General features: G+C 66.8%; 24 protein-coding genes and 2 pseudogenes. 8 read left to right on the forward strand and 18 right to left on the reverse strand.

The window, feature by feature from the left end:
- The first annotated feature begins 14 nt into the window (after positions 1-14).
- Genes ACZ1H8_RS16075 through ACZ1H8_RS16085 form a run of 3 tightly spaced genes read left to right on the forward strand, consistent with a single transcriptional unit; the run spans position 15 to position 3125 of the window.
- Entirely contained in the window at positions 15-965 is a 951-nt protein-coding gene (locus ACZ1H8_RS16075) for a hypothetical protein (RefSeq protein WP_465178188.1), read from the forward strand.
- On the forward strand, positions 962-2002 hold the full coding sequence (locus ACZ1H8_RS16080; protein WP_465178189.1) for a hypothetical protein: 1041 nt from the start codon (positions 962-964) through the stop codon (positions 2000-2002). The genes ACZ1H8_RS16075 and ACZ1H8_RS16080 overlap by 4 nt, the downstream gene beginning before the upstream one ends.
- Complete coding sequence (locus ACZ1H8_RS16085) at positions 1995-3125, forward strand: geranylgeranyl reductase family protein (protein ID WP_465178190.1); 1131 nt, start codon at positions 1995-1997, stop codon at positions 3123-3125. The genes ACZ1H8_RS16080 and ACZ1H8_RS16085 overlap by 8 nt, the downstream gene beginning before the upstream one ends.
- Here the strand turns inward: ACZ1H8_RS16085 and ACZ1H8_RS16090 are convergent.
- Both ACZ1H8_RS16090 and ACZ1H8_RS16095 read right to left on the reverse strand, forming a co-directional pair.
- Complete coding sequence (locus tag ACZ1H8_RS16090; RefSeq protein ID WP_465178191.1) at positions 3107-3325, reverse strand: Nif11-like leader peptide family RiPP precursor; 219 nt, start codon at positions 3323-3325, stop codon at positions 3107-3109. The two genes, ACZ1H8_RS16085 and ACZ1H8_RS16090, sit on opposite strands and share 19 nt — an antisense overlap.
- Before the next feature lie 199 nt (positions 3326-3524).
- Complete coding sequence (locus tag ACZ1H8_RS16095; protein ID WP_465178192.1) at positions 3525-4037, reverse strand: hypothetical protein; 513 nt, start codon at positions 4035-4037, stop codon at positions 3525-3527.
- A gap of 253 nt (positions 4038-4290) precedes the next feature.
- On the opposite strand from ACZ1H8_RS16095, the gene ACZ1H8_RS16100 reads away from it, so the two are divergent.
- Together ACZ1H8_RS16100 and ACZ1H8_RS16105 are read left to right on the forward strand one after the other, a co-directional pair.
- A complete protein-coding gene (locus ACZ1H8_RS16100) occupies positions 4291-4479 on the forward strand; it encodes a hypothetical protein (RefSeq protein WP_465178193.1) in 189 nt (62 codons plus the stop codon).
- Between the two features lie 256 nt (positions 4480-4735).
- Positions 4736-5517: pseudogene (locus ACZ1H8_RS16105) on the forward strand (IS5 family transposase).
- 266 nt (positions 5518-5783) lie between these two features.
- Here ACZ1H8_RS16105 and ACZ1H8_RS16110 read toward each other — a convergent pair.
- Positions 5784-6149, reverse strand: a complete 366-nt coding sequence (locus tag ACZ1H8_RS16110) for a cupin domain-containing protein (RefSeq protein WP_465178194.1) — start codon at positions 6147-6149, stop codon at positions 5784-5786.
- Between the two features lie 116 nt (positions 6150-6265).
- Positions 6266-6991, reverse strand: coding sequence for an SDR family NAD(P)-dependent oxidoreductase (locus ACZ1H8_RS16115; protein ID WP_465178195.1), 726 nt, complete (start codon positions 6989-6991; stop codon positions 6266-6268).
- A 70-nt stretch (positions 6992-7061) separates the two neighbouring features.
- Between ACZ1H8_RS16115 and ACZ1H8_RS16120 the strand changes: the two genes are divergently transcribed.
- Positions 7062-7688 carry a TetR/AcrR family transcriptional regulator gene (locus ACZ1H8_RS16120; RefSeq protein ID WP_465178196.1) on the forward strand — a complete coding sequence of 209 codons (627 nt, stop codon included), beginning with the start codon at positions 7062-7064 and terminating at the stop codon, positions 7686-7688.
- A gap of 10 nt (positions 7689-7698) precedes the next feature.
- On the opposite strand, the gene ACZ1H8_RS16125 is transcribed toward ACZ1H8_RS16120, so the two are convergent.
- From ACZ1H8_RS16125 to hisB, 12 genes and pseudogenes are all read right to left on the reverse strand, one after another.
- Positions 7699-8325, reverse strand: a complete 627-nt coding sequence (locus ACZ1H8_RS16125) for a hypothetical protein (RefSeq protein ID WP_465178197.1) — start codon at positions 8323-8325, stop codon at positions 7699-7701.
- A gap of 36 nt (positions 8326-8361) precedes the next feature.
- Entirely contained in the window at positions 8362-8916 is a 555-nt protein-coding gene (locus ACZ1H8_RS16130) for a hypothetical protein (protein ID WP_465178198.1), read from the reverse strand.
- A 173-nt stretch (positions 8917-9089) separates the two neighbouring features.
- Positions 9090-10658: an amino acid permease gene (locus tag ACZ1H8_RS16135; RefSeq protein WP_465178199.1), complete on the reverse strand. Its 1569-nt coding sequence runs from the start codon at positions 10656-10658 to the stop codon at positions 9090-9092.
- Between the two features lie 128 nt (positions 10659-10786).
- Complete coding sequence (locus tag ACZ1H8_RS16140; RefSeq protein ID WP_465178200.1) at positions 10787-11164, reverse strand: histidine triad nucleotide-binding protein; 378 nt, start codon at positions 11162-11164, stop codon at positions 10787-10789.
- 341 nt (positions 11165-11505) lie between these two features.
- Positions 11506-11823, reverse strand: a complete 318-nt coding sequence (locus ACZ1H8_RS16145; protein ID WP_465178201.1) for a phosphoribosyl-ATP diphosphatase — start codon at positions 11821-11823, stop codon at positions 11506-11508.
- A gap of 56 nt (positions 11824-11879) precedes the next feature.
- A pseudogene (locus tag ACZ1H8_RS16150) lies at positions 11880-12098 on the reverse strand (HisA/HisF-related TIM barrel protein); the annotation flags it as partial.
- Complete coding sequence (locus ACZ1H8_RS16155; protein ID WP_465178202.1) at positions 12077-12190, reverse strand: phosphoribosyl-ATP pyrophosphatase; 114 nt, start codon at positions 12188-12190, stop codon at positions 12077-12079. The gene ACZ1H8_RS16155 and the pseudogene ACZ1H8_RS16150, both read right to left, overlap by 22 nt.
- A gap of 57 nt (positions 12191-12247) precedes the next feature.
- Positions 12248-13006, reverse strand: a complete 759-nt coding sequence (gene hisF, locus ACZ1H8_RS16160; RefSeq protein WP_465178203.1) for an imidazole glycerol phosphate synthase subunit HisF — start codon at positions 13004-13006, stop codon at positions 12248-12250.
- Between the two features lie 145 nt (positions 13007-13151).
- Positions 13152-13880, reverse strand: a complete 729-nt coding sequence (gene hisA / locus ACZ1H8_RS16165) for a 1-(5-phosphoribosyl)-5-[(5-phosphoribosylamino)methylideneamino]imidazole-4-carboxamide isomerase (RefSeq protein ID WP_465178205.1) — start codon at positions 13878-13880, stop codon at positions 13152-13154.
- Positions 13881-14082: 202 nt separating this feature from the next.
- Positions 14083-14685: an imidazole glycerol phosphate synthase subunit HisH gene (hisH, locus tag ACZ1H8_RS16170; protein ID WP_465178206.1), complete on the reverse strand. Its 603-nt coding sequence runs from the start codon at positions 14683-14685 to the stop codon at positions 14083-14085.
- On the reverse strand, positions 14682-14966 hold the full coding sequence (locus ACZ1H8_RS16175; RefSeq protein WP_110153639.1) for a YciI family protein: 285 nt from the start codon (positions 14964-14966) through the stop codon (positions 14682-14684). Before ACZ1H8_RS16175 ends, hisH begins: the two co-directional genes overlap by 4 nt.
- Positions 14966-15553: an imidazoleglycerol-phosphate dehydratase HisB gene (gene hisB / locus ACZ1H8_RS16180; RefSeq protein ID WP_465178207.1), complete on the reverse strand. Its 588-nt coding sequence runs from the start codon at positions 15551-15553 to the stop codon at positions 14966-14968. Before hisB ends, ACZ1H8_RS16175 begins: the two co-directional genes overlap by 1 nt.
- A gap of 100 nt (positions 15554-15653) precedes the next feature.
- On the opposite strand from hisB, the gene ACZ1H8_RS16185 reads away from it, so the two are divergent.
- Positions 15654-16136, forward strand: coding sequence for an SspB family protein (locus ACZ1H8_RS16185; RefSeq protein ID WP_110153641.1), 483 nt, complete (start codon positions 15654-15656; stop codon positions 16134-16136).
- Between the two features lie 317 nt (positions 16137-16453).
- On the opposite strand, the gene ACZ1H8_RS16190 is transcribed toward ACZ1H8_RS16185, so the two are convergent.
- Positions 16454-17197: a TorF family putative porin gene (locus ACZ1H8_RS16190; protein WP_465178209.1), complete on the reverse strand. Its 744-nt coding sequence runs from the start codon at positions 17195-17197 to the stop codon at positions 16454-16456.
- Positions 17197-17643 carry a hypothetical protein gene (locus ACZ1H8_RS16195; RefSeq protein ID WP_465178210.1) on the reverse strand — a complete coding sequence of 149 codons (447 nt, stop codon included), beginning with the start codon at positions 17641-17643 and terminating at the stop codon, positions 17197-17199. The genes ACZ1H8_RS16190 and ACZ1H8_RS16195 overlap by 1 nt, the downstream gene beginning before the upstream one ends.
- A gap of 210 nt (positions 17644-17853) precedes the next feature.
- Here ACZ1H8_RS16195 and fumC point away from each other — a divergent pair, with 210 nt between their 5' ends.
- A complete protein-coding gene (fumC, locus tag ACZ1H8_RS16200; RefSeq protein WP_110153643.1) occupies positions 17854-19245 on the forward strand; it encodes a class II fumarate hydratase in 1392 nt (463 codons plus the stop codon).
- Positions 19246-19648: the final 403 nt, after the last annotated feature.

Genomic DNA, 19648 nt, shown 5'->3' on the forward strand with positions numbered 1-19648 from the left:
GTTTTATCGGCACCATGAACCATTATCGCCTCGGCGTTGCCGGGATTGCCAGCGAGCTGCCGCTGACCGGACTGCCGGAAGTGGCGCCGATCGGGGCGCCCGAGATTCGCGTGACGCGCGGCATTGCCGCCGCGCTGGCAGACGCGTGGCTGGACGACCATTCCAGCGAGGTCGTGCCCGACTGGGCGACGATTCACTATTACCGCTCCGCCGACCGCCGCTGGCACCGGATCCGCTATGACTATCGCGGTAACGTCGCCGATGTCGCGATCCGCGAGGACGGCGCCGAAATCGTCGTCGAGACGATCCATCCCGACGCGGCCGAGGTCGCCAATCTGATCGAGGGGCCGATCCTGGGCCGGGCGATGCGGCTGGCGGGCTGTACCTGCCTCCATGCCACCGCGCTGGCGCATGGCGACCGGGCCATCGCGCTGATGGGGGCGTCGGGCGTCGGCAAGTCGAGCCTCGCCTGGGCGCTGGTGCGCCAGGGATGCCGGCTGGTCACCGACGACATGGTCGCGCTGGCCCGCGACGGCGATGCGCTGATGGTGCAGCCAGGCCGCGCGCGGCTGCGCCTGTGGCCCGACAGCGCGGAACAGCTCGGGCTGAGCGGCGATACTGGCATCTTGTTCCCGACCACGACCGAGATGGCCAAGGTTGGCGTCCATGATCCGGCGCTGTTCGAGGATCGCCCGGTGCGGCTCGACGCCATCTACCGCGTGCTGCCGCGAGACCCGGCCCTGTCCGAACCGGCGATCGCGGAGATGCCGGTGGCCGAGCGGCTGGCCGAGCTTGCGGCGAATCTGCACGGCATGCTGGCGCCGGGACGCGAGGGGCGGCGGCGCGAGCTTGCCTGGCTGGCGGGCGTGGCGATGCGCGTGCCGGTGCGCACGCTGACCCTGCCGGACCGGCTCGACGCGCTGCCCCAGGTCGCGGCGGCGCTGATCCCGCGCCTGTTCGCATGAGCCGCTTTGCCGCGCAGCTGATCGAGCTTGCCATCGCCCATTTTCCGCTGGCGCTGCTCGACGAGGCGGGGGCAGGTGCGTTGCGGCGAGCGGCCGATTGGCTGGCACCGGGGGTGCAGCTCTATTTCGAATGCCGGCTCGCCGGTGACGATCGCGCGATCGATGTGTCGCAGCATTTCTTCGCCGCGCATGGCGGCACGGCTGCGCTTAGCGCGCTCGCCCGGCAGCGTGCGGCGCTGGCAGGTGCCGATCCCGCCTGGGCGCGGCTGGCCGGGTTTGCCGCAAGCTGGGCAACCGAGCCGTCGATCGTCGAGATCGGGCTGGAACATGACGACGGCCCCGATGGCTGGATCGCCGCGCCGGCGGTCTTCGCCGCGTTCGATCGCGGCGCGCTGGCAGACCGCGATGCCGGCGAGCGCTTCGTCATGGCCGTTGCGCCCCATGCTGCCGAGGCCTGGTCGCGGCTGATCGACACGCTGGACCGGGCGGAGGCGCTGGGGATGACCGGCGGGCGGCTGGTCGGCGCGATGCTGTCGCGCGACGCGCAGCTGCGCTGCATGATCCGCGACGTCGCGCCGGGGCCGGTGGCGCAGCTGCTGCGCGAGATCGGCTGGCCCGGCGACCCGGCACGGTTGCTCGACCTGCTTGCCTGGCCCGAATTGCACTGTGACGCGACGCGGCTGGTGCTGGGCTTCGCGCCTGGACCGGTGCCCGAATGCGGGATCGAAGTGATCCCCGCCCAGACCGCGGCCGGCGCTGCCGCCCGTGCGGCGCTGCTCGATCGGCTGGTCGTGGCGGGGCTGGCCGAAGTGCCACGGGTCGCCGCGCTCACCGAGTGGCCGGTGACGATCACGCCGATCGACGCCCGCGCCGATTGGCCCGATGCGATGATCGCCGCCGATCTGGCGCGCGGCGGTGCGTCGCACCTTGCGGGCTTCGTCAATCATGTGAAACTGAACCTGGCCGGCGGGCGCATGCTCCCGGCCAAGGCCTATCTGGCGCTCGCGCCGATGCTGCAGGGGAGCGGCCATGCTTGACGCGATCGTGGTGGGAACGGGACCGGGCGGCGCGCTGGCCGCGCTGCGCCTGGCCGAGGCGGGCGCGAAGCTGCTCGTGATCGAGAAGCGCAAGCTGCCGCGCGACAAGGCGTGCGGCGGCGCGCTGACCGTCGGCCCGGTCAAGGCACTGCTCGGCTGGGACTTCAGCCATCTGGTCGAGGCGCATGTCGACCAGTCGCTGTGGCAGCTCGACTTCGGCACGGTGGTCGAGCGCGACTTTGGCTATGGCGCCTGGATGATCGACCGGCGGACGTTCGATCTCCACATCCTCGAACGCGCGCTGGCGGCGGGCGGATCGAACATCGAGCTGCGTGACGATTGCGGCGTCGAGGCGGTGACCGAGGAGGCGGACGGCGTGACCGTGACGCTGCGCGGCGGCGAGACGGTGCGCGCGCGCTACCTGGTCGGCGGCGACGGTGCGGCGGGGCGGACCGCGGCGGCGCTGGGGCTGGGCCGGCGGACGCGCCCGGCGCTGGCGATCGATGCGCATATCGAGCCGAGCGAGGAAGCCTGGGCGCTGGAGGGGAAGCGGATGAGCTTCAACTTCGGCGTGGTGCCCGGCGGCTATGGCTGGATCTTCCCCAAGAAAGGCTATCTGTCGTGCGGCGTCGGCAGCTGGACCCGCGCCACCGGACTGCCGGGGCTGCTCGACACCTATCTGGAACAGGCACTGCCGCCCGGCGCGGTGCGCGGCGAGGTACGCCGCGGCCATCCGATCCCGATCTATGACGGCCCGGTGCCGATCTCGACCCGGCGCGCCTGCCTGGTCGGCGATGCCGCCAGCCTGGTCGAGCCGATCCTGGGCGAGGGCATCCGCTTCGCGCTGGCCAGCGGCGCGATCGCGGCGGCGGTGATCGCCGAGAAGCTGGCGGGCACCTCGACCGATCCCGACGGCCTCGACCATTCGCGCCGCGTCCACCGCGAGATCGGGCGCGACCTCGACCGGCTGCGCCGCTTCGTCCTGCCGATCTTCCTCAACAAGCCCGAAAGCTTCTTTCGCAACTTCCTGGTCGAGGAGGGCAATTACATGGCGCTCGCCGCCGCGCTGGAGGCGAAGCTGCCTGCCCCCGAACCCTTCCCGCTTCAGCCCGGGCGCGCCTGACCCCGCGCGACGGCCGCCAGTGCACGCGACTGGCGATGCGCGCGGCGGATCTCGTCGGGCGTGCAATCGAGGCCGCGCGTCGCGGCAATGGCCGCGATGTCGTCCAGCGTCACATCGAACCCGAACCCCTCGATCGCGGCGGCGAGCGTGGGATCGCTTGCCGCACGGGCGATGAAATCATGGGCGTGGCGCAGGCTCATCGCGCGAGACTGGCCGAGGGGTGGGGCGGGTTCAAGCGTGTCGCCGAGGATGCCGGGAAATTGGTTCGCGCAGAGACGCGGAGGCGCAGAGAGGGATCGCGGGAGGCGATGCCGCTTGCTCCAGGAGCGTGGTGTCTCCCGATCTTTGGCGCTATGCGGGCCCGCTTGACTCGGCAGTCGGCACAGAAAGGCGCCCTGTTCAAACGCCCATCAGCGTGTCCCAGAGCGCGAGCGAATAGCTGGACTTGCGGGTGAACATGATGGTGTGTGGCTGCACCACCGTCTTGCTGGTCCCGGCGTCGCTGACCGACACGGTCAGTCCTTTTGTCAGGTCGCTCCTGCCGAGATCGGCGCGAAATACACAGACATCGTCACGGGCGGGATTGCATCCGACCTGTGTCGTAACACCGTCTCGTGATGTCAGGGTGATCCGGTAGTCGTAAGCGCGAGAACCGTCAGTGCGACCGCGAATGTAACCTCTTATCGGTCCGACGTCGGAATAGATGGTGGAGTAGGTGATCGGCCACCTTCCACGACTCGTCTGAAAGTCCCCGGCGGCGTAGAGGTTGATCAGCAGGCCGCCCGAGGAAAGCGGCTGAGCAACGGGCGCATTGGTGCGTGCCCAGCCGGGCGCCACTACATAGCCCACCGGCGCAGCAATCGTCAGAAAGATGATCGACCAGAGGAATGCTCTGAAGGCGGTTCTCATCATGACTCGATCATAATGCTGTACAGTATAACCGCAAACGACGTTCGCGTCATTGCCCCGAGGCGTCCGAAACACCATGCTGTCGTTATGACAAAGTTAACGGACCATGATGCCTATATCGCCGCGGCGCCGGAGCAGTTCCGGGCCCTGCTGGGCAAGCTGCGCGCGCAGCTGGCGCATGCACTGCCCGACGCCGAGGAAGTCATCAGCCATGATATGCCCGGCTTGCGGGTCGAGGGCGCGATCGTCGCCGGCTATGCCGCATTCAGCAGACAATGCGGGGCTTTACGTCGATCCACGCGCGATTGCCGAGCATGCCGACGAGATCGCGTCGTTGAAGCTCAAGGCGACCAAGACCGGGGTGACCTTTTCGGCTGACAGGCCGATCCCCGACGAGTTGATCGCCAAGCTCGCGCTGAGCTCCCGTCGCGCCAAGCGCATGTAAGGCACGAACGCGCCAGCCGCGCGGGCCGACCGCTTGGCAACTTTGACTCAGCTGCGCTTTAGGGGCCTTCGAAGCGAAGCGTATTTCTCGGGATCCAATTGGGAGCGGTAGCGCCCGCCCGGCCGGTATGGAGGCAGACGATCCGCCAGCTTAACGAGCAGCCGGATCACGAGCCGAACGCTTAGGTCGTGTTGACAAAGTGGATTCCCAAACGACCTGATCTCTGATTCAAGGCTGCTCTTTGCAGGGGGCGGCGATGGCGCGTGGCGATCTGACGGACGAGGAATGGTCGGTGCTCGAAGGGCTGCTGCCGTCCGAGCGAGGCCGAAAGGCGCGCCCTGCCCATGACAATCGGCGATTTCTAAACGGGATGCTGCATGTGTTGCGGGTTGGCTGCCCCTGGCGCGACATGCACGAGCGCTACGGCAAGTGGAACTCGGTCTATGTGCGGTTCCGGCGTTGGGCGGAACAAGGCGTCTGGGATGCGATGCTGGCCACGCTGGTCGAGTTCGGGCTGACCGACGACTGGCAGCACATGATCGACAGCACCACGGTTCGCGGCCATGTTTCGGCAGCGGGCGCTAAAGGGGGACTCATAAGGAGGCTTTTGGTCGATCACGCGGCGGCTTTACGTGCAAAGTCCACGCCCGTTGTGACAATCAGGGACGCCCTCTTGGCTTCATCCTGACTGGCGGGGAGGCATCGGATTATAGCGCTGTCGATGACCTCATGGCGTTGCCTGTCGACAAGCCCAAGGCGCTGCTGGCCGATAAAGGGTATGACGGCGATGCGGTCCGGGCGAACCTGTTGATGCGCGGCATCCTGCCGATCATCCCGCCAAAGGCCAACCGGCGCGAACACATCGCCTGCGACTTCCGTCGATACCGAGACCGTAACCGCATCGAGCGCATGTTCGGCCACCTCAAGTATCAACGCCGCATCGCCACCCGCTACGACAAAACCGCGCTGTCGTTCGCCAGTTTCCTCAATCTTGCCGCTATCCGCAGGTGGTTGCCTAACTTTGTCAACAGCGCCTAGATTGTCGATCACCATCGCAGCGATGAGGATACCGAACACCAGCGCAGCCATCATTGTCTCACCCAAGACCGCTCTCCCGCTGGTTGCAGCGTCCAAGGCCCGTCCGCAACAGCCGGGAGCGCAAGACGAACGCAGCCGCCGCTTTCCGTTTCGCCGAACAGCAGGTCGCTGCGCATCATCGGCGGCTGAAGGCGCGAGGGAAATGCCAAGCGCGGCGGCGCCGGCCGCTGCCGCGCGGAGCACGGGCAGAAGCCACTTGCCCGGCCCTAGCTGAGTTGCTCGTTGAGACTGCGGGTGAGCGGCGTCACCTCGTCGCCGGTATGCTTGGTCGATTCCGGCTCGATCAGCAGCACCCAGCATTCCTCGGCGGCGACCGGATTGTGTCGCACGCCGCTTGGCACGGTAAGGAAATCGCCCTGGTTCAGATCGACCGGACCGTCCTCGAACTCGATGCGGAGCGACCCGCGGACGATGTAGAACAGCTCGTCCTGGCCGTGATGCGCGTGCCAGACGAATTCGCCCTTCAGCTTTGCGACCTTGAGCAGCTGGTCGTTGACCCGGCCGATTACCTTGGGGGACCAATAGTCGGTCACCCGATCGAACGCGGCGGTGAGGGCGACGGGTGACAGCATGTGTTCCTCCTGGATCAGGGACCGGCCCGGCTTCTGTCGATCAGGTCGTCAGTCTCCTACCGAGCGTGTCCTGCAGCGGAAGAGCGATTGCAAGACGATCACCGTCGCCGCCATGGTCACCAGGGCGTGACACCGTCCGGCTCGACAAAGCGTCCGCTCTCCGCGCCGCCGAGCGCGTATGCCACGGGCAGCCGGGCGCCCTGTTCGGGTGTCATGAAACCGTTATGGCCGGTCAGATCGGTCTGGACATAGCCCGGGCTGACCGAATTGACGACAATGCCCGTCCCGCGCAGTTCCTCGGCCAGCTGGACCGTGAGCATGTTGAGCGCCGCCTTGGACGCGTTGTAGCCGATGAGCCGCGCCGAGTAATAGGGCGAGGCCGGATCGCCATTCAGCGTCAGCGAGCCGAGCGCGCTCGACAGATTGACGATCCGGCCGGCGGTGGAGCGGCGCAGCAGGGGGAGCATCGCTTGCGTCACCGCCAGCGTGCCGATGAAGTTGGTCTCCAGGATATGGCGGACCGCCTCCGGGGCCGCGGCGCTGGGCGGACCGTCTTGCGGATCGACGATGCCGGCATTGTTGACCAGGATGTCGAGCCGGTCGTGCCGGACGGCAATCGTCTCCGCCGCGGCGGCAATGGTCGCCGGGGCGGTCAGGTCGATCTCTACCGGCTCGACCGACAGGCCGTCGGCGGCCAGTGCGTCGGCCGCGGCGCGGCCGCGATCCGCGTCGCGCGCGCCGCACAGGACGTGGATGCCGGCCTGGCCGAGCTGACGGGCGATCTCGCGGCCGATCCCCTTGTTGGCGCCGGTGACGAGGGCAATGCGGGTGTCGTTGGACATGAGGATCTCCTTCACTTTTCGGACGATGTCGCCAAAGATATGAAGCATCCTTCAGTTCGGGAATTCGCTTATGTCCGACCTCGCGCCGCGCCATCTGAAACCCCGGAAAACCCCGCGTCAGGCGCGCGCGGCGGCGACGCTGGAGGCGATTTTCGAGGCGACCATTCAGCTTTTGGTGGCGGATGGTCCGCAGCGGCTGACTACCACCCGCGTCGCGCAGCGCGCCGGCGTGTCGGTCGGCAGCATGTACCAGTATTTCCCGCACAAGCAGGCGCTGCTCTATGCACTGAACGCCCGCTATCTGGAGGCGCTGGCCGACCGGATCGAGGCGCTTTGCCAAGCGCGCCAGGGTGCGCCGGTGGCAGTGATGCTCGATGCGCTGATCGATACTTACTGGGCCGCCAAGACCGAACGGGCGGACGTGACTCGGGCGCTGTACCGGACCGCGGTCGAACTGGACAATGAAGCGTTGATCGACGCCTTTGCCGGGCGGGTGGATGCCGCGACCGCGGCGATGCTGGCGAGCGCGCCCGATCTGGAAGCACGCGACATGCCCGGCGTCGCGCTCACCCTGGTGACGGTGATCTTCGGAACGATCCGCAATGCGTTCGAGCGCAACCTGGACCCGGGCGCAATCGACCTGCTGCGTGGGGAGGTGAAGCGGATGTGCCGCGCCTATCTGGCGGCACAGAGCTGAACGAATCGATTCAGCGATTGCGCCGCATCAGGCATTTGATGGGCGCTGCCGGAGCCGGCCAGAGCGCGATGCGGTAGCGATCGTCGCCGTCCAGCCCATCCTCGCTCAGCGTATCGAGCCCGCCGAAATGCACGCGTAGGCGATAGGTGTCGGGCGGGAGGTCGATCGTGTCGACCGACCCGGTGGCGCATTCCATCACCTCCAGCCGGCCGGAGGGCAGTTCCAGGCTGGCCTCGACGATCTGGTCCCAGCCTTCCTCGATCCGCTTCGGTAACGGGTCCAGCACCTCGATCTCGACCGGCACATCCATGTTACGGACGGGCTGGATCACCAGCAGATGTGGCACTGCCTTGACCATCAGCACCAGGTCGGCCTCGACATAGTCGGTCGGCGGATCGGCCTGCACCTCGGCATCGCGCAGATAGAATTGGAAATAGTCGGCGAAGACTTCGTAGCGGTGCAGCGTGATCGGGTAGGGCCCTGGCGGTTGCTTTTCACGGTCCCAACGCCTCGCCGTGCACGAGATTTCCGCCGGCGACGTTCCCTTAATCGGTGAAGCGGGGGTTACGCCGCGGCGGCGAAACGTCCCTCGGTTGGGCGGCTGCCAGGCCTCGTATCGGTCGGGACCGGTCGGCATGGTGCCCCGACGAGAAGAGCCGAGGCGCGACTCCCACTATACCGCCACGACCCGTCGCTTGAAGTAGGAGAGCGGAGGCCAGGTCGAGACGAGTGTCCACCCTTCGGACACCATCGCCTTGCGCATCGATCCGAAGCCAATCCGCCTGCGATATTCCCAGATTTCGCTCGTCGGCCGAAAGACGAGCGCGTTGTTCTCGGTTGCAATCAACTCGCTACCTCTTAGCCCTTCTTCGCGAAGAATATTCATCTCGCCTACAGCGCTGTATCTGGCGCGACGGAATATGAGTGCCCCGCCCGGTTGGAGCAACGCCGCGCCAGTTCCGCCAACGCTGAAGCGCTGCTGTGCTGCCTGTTTGGAGATGCCGAGCGCATTTCCGATCTCTGCCCAGCTGATGCCGGTCCTGCGCGCTGCATCGATCCAGCGGTGTAGACTGAGCTTGGCTTCATCGGCGACCAGATGGGCGACGGTGATGGCTTCGGTGAACCCTTCCGCCGTCTCGCCGGTGAACGGCGGTTGACGGTGCGCCGCCCAGTCTAGAACCAGTGCCGACGTCTTGTGTCTGATGTCCTGCTGCAGCTCGATATTCATGCTGATCCCCGTCAATATATTCTTGACGAATCGTCAATACTACATTGACGAGCGTTCCGTCAATAAGTTCTTGACGGGACGGCAAGTAGCGGGGGCTTGGACCAGTCTCCAACGAAAAAGGCCGGGGCGTGAACCCCGGCCTCTTCGTGTTGCCCTTGCGGACGGTGCGGACCTTAGGCCTGCTTGCCGCCTGGGGTCGGTGCGCCCGGCAGCGGCGGGACCGGCTGGGGCGGGGTGTCTGCGTCCGTTTCCGGCACGTCGACGATCCCGCGGCCGACATGGCTGCGATTGCGGCTGTAGCCGAAATAAACCAGCAGGCCGATCGCCGCCCAGATCAGGAACAGGATGATGCTCTTGTGATCCAGGCTGACGAACAGATAGATGCAGCCGACGATCGCGATCGGGGCCGTCACGAACACCGCAGGGGTGCGGAATGGGCGGTGACGGGTCGGATCCTGGCGGCGGATCACCATCACCGCGATCGCCACCGCGGCGAAGGCGAACAGCGTGCCCGAGTTCGAGATATTGGCCAACTGACCCACCGGGAAGAAGGCGGCGAACAATGCCACCGCGACGCCGGTGATGATCGTGATCACGTGCGGCGTGTTGAACTTCGGGTGGATCTTCGAGAAGGACTGCGGGAGCAGGCCGTCGCGGCTCATCACGAAGAAGATGCGGGTCTGGCCGAACATCATCATCAGGATGACCGAAGGCAGCGCCAGGCCGGCCGCCAGGCCGAGCAGGTTGCCGATCTGCGGCCAGCCGATTTCACGCAGGGTGAACGCCAGCGCTTCCTTCGAGCAGACCACGTCCTTGAAGCCCTCTGCCGCGCGCGCGGCGCACTGGGCGGCAAGCTCGCGGCTGCCGGGTTCGAGCACCGCACCCGCTGCGCTCACGACCGGCTGGCTCGACAGGCCGGGGGCGCCGATGACGCCGGCGGCGACCAGGATGTAGAAGACGGTGCAGATCGCCAGGCTGCCGATCAGGCCGATCGGCATGTTGCGCTGCGGGTTCTTGGTTTCCTCGGCCGCGGTCGAGACCGCGTCGAAACCGACATAGGCGAAGAAGATCGACGCTGCCGCCATCGAGATGCCGACGAAGCCGGTCGGGGCGAAGGGCGAGAATTGCTCGCTGTTCATCACCGGGATCGCCAGCACGATGAACAGTGTGAGCGCGGTTACCTTCACTGCCACCAGGATGGCGTTGATGGTGGCGCTCTCCTTGGTGCCGATGACCAGCAGCCAGGTGACCAGGCCCGCGATCGCCATCGCCGGCAGGTTGATCAGCCCGCCGTCGAACGGCCCGAGCACCAATGTGTCGGGGATGTCGATCGCGAACGTGTGTTCGATCAGGCCGACGACATAGCCGGACCACCCGACCGACACCGCGCCCGCGGCGACGGCATATTCGAGGATGAGAGCCCATCCCACCATCCAGGCGATCAGCTCACCCATGACCGCATAGCTATAGGTATAGGCGGAGCCCGAAACCGGGACCATCGACGCCATCTCGGCATAGCAGAGCGCGGCGAAGGCGCAGACCAGGCCGGCGATGATGAACGAGATCATCATGCCCGGGCCCGCCTTCTGCGCGGCCTCGGCGGTGAGAACGAAGATGCCGGTACCGATGACCGCGCCTACGCCCAGCATGGTCAGCTGGAACGCGCCCAGTGATCGATGAAGCGATTTCTTTTCGGCTGTGGCCAGGATGGCATCGAGTGGCTTTACGCGCCCGAAGATCATGAAAGGGTCCCCTTCGCGGCGCTCGGGCGCCGCCCCGTTTGGTTGAAGGCCGGGAGCCTAGTCGCAAATCGGGGAGGCGCAACGATTTTGTAACGCGTGTAACCGCAGTTCGCCGCGGTTTTCGGCCGTTAGCGGGCCAGCATCGGCCCCAGCCTCCGGCCCGCGAACACATGCACGTGAAGATGTGGCACTTCCTGTCCGCCGTCCACGCCGACATTGGCAAGCAGCCGATAGCCCGGCTCGACCATTCCCGCCTCACGCGCCACCGCGCCGACCGCGCGGACGAAGCCGGCAATCTCGGCATCGCTGCCCCGCGCCGAAAAATCGTCCCACGAGACATAGGGCCCGCGCGGGATCACCAGGATGTGCTGCGGCGCCTGCGGATTGATGTCGTGGAAGGCGATCGCGAACTCGTCTTCATAGACCCGCTTCGACGGGATCTCGTCGCGCAGGATCTTCGCGAAGATATTGTCCGGATCATAGGGGAGGGTGGCGTCGATCGGCATGGCGGCTCCTTTTCTGGAGGCTTAGCGCAGCGGCGTTGGAGGTGGGAAGGGGCATGGAGCGACATCCCCTCCCTGGAAGCAGGGGTTATCGCATTTGATCGGATGAGCGCATTGTGTTCCGGCGAAGGCCGGAACCCAGTTGTAGCGAAGGCGAGTTTCTCCAAAGCCGGGAGGCTTTCCAACTGCGTTCCGGCCTTCGCCGGAACACGGAAATTGCCGATTCACCCGCTCGCAAAATGCAAATGCGATTGCCTCCTTCCAGGGAGGGGAGCCGGTAGTTCTCTCCTCCCTCGGAGCTCCGGGGAAGGGGGCATTTGCAGCATTGTGTAGGGGCAGTCCGGCTAGACGCGCGGCCGCGCCGCCTTCTCGTCGATCCCCGACACGCCCTCGCGACGCGCAAGCTCGGCGCGTACCTCGTCCAGCGTCACCCCGGCATCGGCCAGCAGCACCAGCAGGTGAAAGATCAGGTCGGCCGCCTCGCCGGTCAGCTCGGCGCGGTCGTCGCGGATCGCGGCGATCACCGTCTCGGTCGCCTCCTCGCCGACCTTTTGCGCGATCTTGGCGCGGCCGCGTGCGGTCAGCTTGGCGACATAGGAAGTGGCCGGATCGCCCTCGCGGCGGTCGCGGATCACCTGTTCGAGGCGGTCGAGCATGTCCATGTCCCCCGGCTGTCCGAGGGCGGCGCCCAAGTCAATCCTGTGCGTCAGCCTCAGGCTTAGCTGCGAACCGCGATCCCCGCCGCCGCCAGTGCGGCATGCGCGTCGGCGATGCTCGCTTCGCCGAAATGGAAGATCGAGGCCGCCAGCACCGCCGAGGCATGGCCGTCGCGAATGCCCTCGACCAGATGCTGCAGCCCGCCGACGCCGCCCGATGCGACCACAGGCACCGTAACCTGATCGGCGATGGTGCGGATCAGATCGAGGTCATAGCCGTCGCGCGTGCGGTCAGCTTGGCGACATAGGAAGTGGCCGGATCGCCCTGGCGGCGGTCGCGGATCACCTGTTCGAGGCGGTCGAGCATGTCCATTGCCCCCGGCTGTCCGAGGGCGACGCGCAAGTCAATCCTGCGCGTCGACCTGACGGCTCAGCTGCGAACCGCAATCCCTGCAGCCGCCAGTGCGGCATGCGCGTCGGCGATGCTCGCTTCGCCAAAGTGGAAGATCGAGGCCGCCAGCACCGCCGAGGCATGGCCGTCGCGAATGCCCTCGACGAGGTGCTGCAATCCGCCGACGCCGCCCGAGGCGACCACCGGAACCGTCACCTGGTCGGCGATGGTGCGGATCAGCTCGAGGTCATAACCGTCGCGCGTGCCGTCGCGGTCCATCGAGGTGACGAGCAGCTCGCCCGCGCCCAGCCGCGCGAGGTTCAGCGCATGCTCGACCGCGTCGATCCCGGTCGCGCGGCGGCCGCCATGGGTGAAGACTTCCCAGCCCCCCTCGACCCGGCGGGCATCGACCGAGGCGACGACGCACTGGCTGCCCATCCGGTCGGCGATCTCGGCAACGACTTCCGGCCGGGCGACCGCCGCAGAATTGACCGCGACCTTGTCCGCGCCGGCCAGCAACAGCGTGCGCGCATCCCCGACGCTGCGCACGCCGCCGCCGACGGTCAGCGGCATGAAGCACACCTCGGCGGTGCGCCGCACCACGTCGACGATCGTGTCGCGGCCTTCGTGGCTGGCGCCGATGTCGAGGAAGCAGAGTTCGTCCGCGCCGGCGGCGTCATAGGCGCGCGCCTGTTCGACCGGATCGCCGGCGTCCTTGAGGTCGACAAAGTTCACCCCCTTCACGACCCGCCCCCCGGCAACGTCGAGGCAGGGGATGACGCGCGCGCGAACGGTCATAATTCCTCCCCGGAACGGGGAGGGGGACCGGCGCGAAGCGACGGTGGAGGGGGCCCTCCACGAACGGCTCGCTTGCCTCGGGCCCCCTCCACCATCCTGCGGATGGTCCCCCTCCCCGTTCCGGGGAGGATTTTGTTGGCTGCCATCATGCGGCGGCTTCCAGTGCCTCGCCCAGCGCCAGGCGGCCGTCGTACAGCGCGCGGCCGGTGATCACGCCTTCGATGCCGTCGGCAACGTGAGCGCGCAGCGCGTGGATGTCGCCCAGGTCGGTGACGCCGCCGCTGGCGATGACCGGGATCGATACCGCGCGCGCCAGTGCCACCGTCGCCTCGACATTGCAGCCCTTGAGCAGCCCGTCGCGACCGACATCGGTAAACAGGAGGGCGGCAACGCCGGCATCCTCGAACCGCTTCGCCAGCTCGACCACCGACACGTCGGAGACATCGGCCCAGCCGCGCGTCGCGACCATGCCGTCGCGCGCATCGACCGCGACCACGATCCGCCCGGGATTGTCGCGCGCCGCCTGGCGGACCAGGTCGGGATTCTCCAGCGCCGCGGTGCCGATCACGACCCGTTCGACGCCCAGATCGAGCCAATGCGACACCGACTCGGCCGAGCGGATGCCGCCGCCCAGCTGGACCTTGCCGGCAAACGCCTGGAGAATGCCCGCCACCGCGGCCCCGTTGACCGACTCTCCGGCAAAGGCGCCGTCCAGGTCGACGACGTGCAGCCACTGCGCACCCGCCGCCATGAACGCTGCCGCCTGTGCCGCGGGATCGTCGCCATAGACGGTCGCGCGGTCCATATCGCCCTCGGCCAGCCGGACGACCTGCCCGCCCTTGAGGTCGATTGCGGGGAAGACGATCAGGCTCATGCCAGATCCTCCCCGGAACGGGGAGGGGGACCATCCGCAGGATGGTGGAGGGGGCCCGAGGCAGGCGAAGCGTTTGTGGGGGGCCCCCTCCACCGCCGCTTCGCGTCGGTCCCCAGCGCGTGGTCGATCGTGCCACCGGCACGATCTTGGATTGCTGGGAGCAATCCATCCTCGCGCTCCGTGCCGGGGAGGATCTGAGAAGTCACGGACGCCATGCGAGGAACCTTTCGATCAGCGCGAGGCCGTAGCGCTGGCTTTTTTCGGGGTGAAACTGGACGCCCAGACAGGTGTCGCGGCCGATCGCGGCGGTCACAGGGCCGCCATGGTCGGTCGTCGCCAGCACATCCTCGCCGTCGAACGCGAAGCTGTGCAGGAAATAGGCCTCGCCCGGCTCGATCAGCGGATGGGGCCGGGTCGGCACCACATCGTTCCAGCCCATATGCGGCACGCGCAGCTGCGGCGATGCGGGCAGGGCGCGGACGGTGCCGGCGATCCAGCCGAGGCCGGCATGCGTGCCCATCTCCTCGCCGCGATCGGCCATCAGCTGCATGCCGACGCACACCCCCAGAAATGGTACCGCGTCGCGCCGCACGCGCTGGTCCAGCGCCTCGACCATGCCGGGGATCGCGCGCAGCCCCGCGGCGCACGCGCCATAGGCACCGACGCCGGGCAGCACGATCCGGTCGGCGCGCAGCACGGCCTCGGGATCGGCGGTCACCTCGACACGCGCGGCACCCGCCGCGTTCAGCGCGTTGTGGACCGACCGAAGATTGCCCGCGCCGTAATCGATCAGCGCGACGCTCACCGCGCGAGCGCTTCCAGCCCGGGCGCGGTCATGGTCGGGGCGAACTCGACGAGCTGGTAATGGGCGACGCCGTGGATTGCGAACGGATCCTGCGCCAGCAGCGCCTCGGCCTCCGCGCGCGTGCCTGCCAGCATCAGCACGCCGCCCTGGGGCGGGGTCTGCCGGCCCGAGGCGAGCATGACGCCCGCGGCATATTGTTCCTTCAGCCAGTCGATATGCGCAGGCCGGTGCGCGTCCACCTCGGCCAGGGGAACGGTATAGGTCAGGATCGCGACGATCATCACAATATTCCCTTGGTGCTCGGGATCGCATCCGCCTTGCGCGGGTCGATCTCGACCGCCTGGCGCAGCGCGCGGGCCAGTCCCTTGAACGCCGCCTCGGCGATATGATGGTTGTTGGTGCCGTACAACGTCTCGACATGCAGCGTGATGCCGGCGCTCTGCGCGAAGCTGTGGAACCAGTGCTCGACCATCTCGGTGTCCATCTCGCCCAGCTTCTTCTGGGTGAACTCGGTCTTCCACACCAGATAAGGGCGGCCCGAAATGTCGATTGCGACGCGCGTCAGCGTCTCGTCCATCGGCGAGAGCGCGTCGGCGTAGCGGCGAATACCCTTCTTGTCGCCCAGCGCGCGGGCAACCGCCTCGCCGATCGCCAGCCCGGTATCCTCGACCGTATGATGCTGGTCGATATGCAGGTCGCCGACCGTCTTGACGTCCAGGTCGATCAGCGAATGGCGGCTCAATTGCTCGAGCATATGGTCGAAAAAGCCGATCCCGGTGGAGATGCGATACTCGCCGCTGCCGTCCAGATTGACGGTCACGGCGATCGAGGTTTCGCTCGTCTTGCGGCTGATCGTGGCGGTACGCATGGCGCCCCCATAGCGCCGCCGGGCGTCGAAGCAAATCAACCTATCCTTGGCACGTGCATGCTTCGCTTGACCCGTCAAATCGAGCCGCTACCCAAGGGGCATGACTGGTAGCGTGCCCGACAGCCTGATTCCCTATGACGAGATCGTGCAGGAAGCCCTGCGCGCGGTGGTGGGGCGCGTGCTCGGCACCGTCGCCCAGACCCAGGCGTTGCCCGGCAGCCACCATTTCTACATCACCTTCCGCACGCACGCGCCCGGCGTCGACATCCCGCAGCGGCTGATCGAGCGATTCCCGGACGAGATGACGATCGTCCTCCAGCATCGCTTCTGGGACCTGCGCGTCGACGACCAGAAATTCTCGGTCGGGCTGAGCTTCAATCAGGTGCCCTCGACGCTGACGATCCCCTTCTCGGCGATCACCGGCTTCCAGGATCCCGCGGTACATTTCGAACTTCGCTTCCAGGCGCAGGAAGGCCCCGAGGGTCCCGACCCGCATGACGAGGCCGAGAATGACGGCCCGACCGTCACCCCGGTCGAGGACGGATCGAACGTCGTCGCGGTGGACTTCAAGCGCAAGAAGTGAGGCGGGCGGTGCGGCAGGCCGCGGATTTTTGCTTCAGATAGGGTTCTTCCTCAATTCCCTCTCCCCCTGTGGGAGAGGGAAGGAGCAGCCGCAGGCTGCGGAAGGGTGAGGGGGATGTTTCAGGCGCCCGCTTTACTATTTTCGTAGATGCCCCTCATCCTTCCCACTCGGGCCCAGTGCCGGGTGGACAGCGCCCCGCGCTGTTCAGGTCATGCCGGGGGCATGACCGACCCGACACTCTTCTCCCACAGGGGGAGAAGGAGACTGACACATCCCGCTATCGGCTTCCCTCCCTTCCCGCGAGGGAAGCCCCTGATCTAGAACGAGATCCGCGCCCGTGCGATCAGGCGGTCGCCGGTGTGGCGGAAGTCCGAATAAGGCGAGGCGATCGCCTGCGACCGGTCGATATCGGTGCCGACATAATCGACCCCCAGCGTCAGCGGCGCGGCGACATATTCGACGCCCAGCCGCCAATCGGCATAATTGCCCGCCGGACGCAGCCGGGCGGCGAGGCGGGGGTCGTCGGTGCTGCCGCTGGTGCGGCCGACGCGTGCCGACACGGTCAGCGGGGTGGTCGGAATACCCGCCCGCGCGCCCATGTTCAGATAGAGATTGTCGCCGCCGATCGACGCCTGGTCAGGGGCGTAGATCAGCCCGGCATCGACCTCGACCGGGCCCAGCGTGAAGCTGCCGCTGCCGCCCAGCTCCAGATAGTCCATTCGCTCGACCGCATTGACGAACACATGGCCGGTGCCGTGGACGCGGAACCGTACCGGGCCGGCGCCCAGGCCGGTGCCGGCCTCCAGGTCGAGCACCCCGTCGGCACCGCCATGCCGGTCCGATCCGCGCAGCATCGTGAGGCGCGCGGACCCGTCGACGATACCGATCACGTCGACCGCGGCATCGGCGGAGGTCGACACGCGACCCTCGCTCCAGCTCAGGCCGCGGCGGCTTTCGTCATTCGTGATTTCGACCCCGCCCGTCACCAACTGGGCATGGGCCGGCAGGGCCGCGGCACCCGCCACGATCCCTGCCAGCACTGCAAACACACTTCGATTCATCAACCTGTCGACCTCGGCAATCCGTCCAGTTCCCCGTTGAGGACCTTATGGTCGTCCCGGGCAACTTCGACCAGATGCCCGCGCAGCGTTTCGCCGTGCCGGGCGACCTCTGCGTCGATCGAATCGCGGTGCGTGCTGCACCAGCCGGCGCGGCGGCCTTCGATCACGCCGTCGCGCTCGATCGAGCGGCGCATGACCGAGCCCGAGGCATTGCGCGCCTCGCGCTCCACGGTGACGTCGGCGCGCCAGGTACAGGCAAGCGTCGACATCTTGCCGGGACCGGACGCGGTACCGACCTGCTTCGTCGCGACCTTCACGGTCGAGCGGTAATGGGCGTCGACCGGCCCGCTGGCATGGTCGATGCGGACACGGTGTTCGAACTGCCCGGCCATGGGCGGCACCGCGATCATGCCGAGCGCGAGCCCGGCCACAAACAGATTGGCCATTCTTACGTCTCCTGCGGCTGTCCCGGCCTATATTGGCCGGTGACGTCGCCGGCACATCGCCGGCCTCGGCGAGATGGCGGTCAGCGGCGGGGGCGACAATATCCGTTCACAAAACGTAACATTCGAGACGATATCCGGCAGCAAAAGCGGGGTTGGCGAAAGGCGCCCTGCGGTTCTAGAGCGCCTGCGACTGTTCCCGCGGAGGATGATGTGACCGAGACCCGTACCGAAACCGACTCGATCGGCGCGATCGAAGTGCCTGCCGACGCCTATTGGGCGGCGCAGACCCAGCGTTCTATCGAGAATTTCCCGTTCGGCGCGCAGGAGCGCATGCCGATCGGCATCGTCCACGCCCAGGCGATCGTGAAGCAGGCTGCGGCGCGGGTGAACGTCAAGCACGGCCTCGATCCCGAGATCGCCAAGGTCATCGACCAGGTCGCGCAGGAAGTGATCGACGGCAAGCTGGACGACCAGTTCCCGTTGGTCATCTGGCAGACCGGCTCGGGCACCCAGACGAACATGAACGTCAACGAGGTGATCGCCGGGCGCGCCAACGAGATCCTGACCGGCAAGCGCGGCGGCAAGTCGCCCGTCCACCCGAACGACCACGTCAACATGGCGCAGTCGTCGAACGACAGCTTCCCCACCGCGCTGCATATCGCGGCGGCGCGCGGTGTCACGCTGAAGCTCTATCCGGCGCTCGACCGGCTGTTCGCCGCGCTGGATGCCAAGGCCAAGGGCTGGGATCATATCGTCAAGATCGGCCGCACCCATCTCCAGGATGCGACCCCGCTGACGCTGGGCCAGGAATTCTCGGGCTATGCCGCGATGCTCGCCTCGGCGCGCGCGCGCTTCGCCAGCGTGCTCGATCTCGACATCTTCAAGCTGGCGCTGGGCGGCACCGCGGTCGGCACCGGGCTGAACTCGCCGCCCAACTATGCCGAGGATGTTGCGGCCGAGATCGCGAACATCACCGGCCTGCCCTTCGTCACTGCACCGAACAAGTTCGAATCGCTGGGCACCAAGGACCAGCTGGTCAACCTGTCGGGCACGCTGAACACGCTGGCCGTGTCGCTGACCAAGATCGCCAACGATATCCGCCTGCTGGGTTCGGGCCCGCGTTCGGGCCTGGGCGAGCTGGAACTGCCCGCGAACGAGCCGGGCAGCTCGATCATGCCGGGCAAGGTCAACCCGACCCAGTGCGAGATGCTGACGATGGTCGCCGGCCAGGTGATCGGCAACCATGTCGCGGTCACCGTCGGCGGCATGCAGGGCCATATGGAGCTGAACGTGTTCAAGCCGCTGATCGGCTCGAACGTGCTGCGCTCGATAGACCTGATGTCGACCGGCATGATCAGCTTCGCCGACCGTACCGTCGACGGGCTGAAGGCGAACGAACGCCAGATCAAGGACCTGGTCGACCGCTCGCTGATGCTCGTCACCGCGCTGGCGCCCGAGATCGGCTATGACAATGCCGCCAAAATCGCGAAATACGCCCATGAGAAGGGCCAGACGCTGAAGGAAGCCGGGCTTGAGCTCGGCCTGGTCGACGAGCCGACCTTCGACCGGCTGGTTCGTCCGGAGACGATGGTCGGGAAGTAAGGCAAGCGCCGGCCGCCGGTTTCGCTTTGGGGAACCGGCGGACGGCCTTTGCATAACCGTTATGCCAGTTAAGGTGCCGACGCCTGCAGTGCGGCCGCCGTATGGCTGAGAGGGCGTGGTCACTGGCGCGCCAGCGCTCGCGTCTGCGCTGAAGCGCTATGCCGGAAGTCGGCTACGTGTCTTCAGCTTGCGGCCCCGTCCGGGAAAAACCCGTCAGCGTTCTGGTGAATTTCCGGATGCGTGCTCCAGTCGCTCAACCCGCTCCCAAAACTGCGCGATCAGGTAGCGGTCAACGAGGTGCGATCCCAGCATCAGTATGGTGAAGGAAATTGCTGCTGCATATGTCCAGTTTGACATATGGCCCATCTGCCAGCCACTTATAACGAATGTGGCGCAAAATATC

Source organism: Sphingomonas sp. BL-S-25, assembly GCF_055521555.1.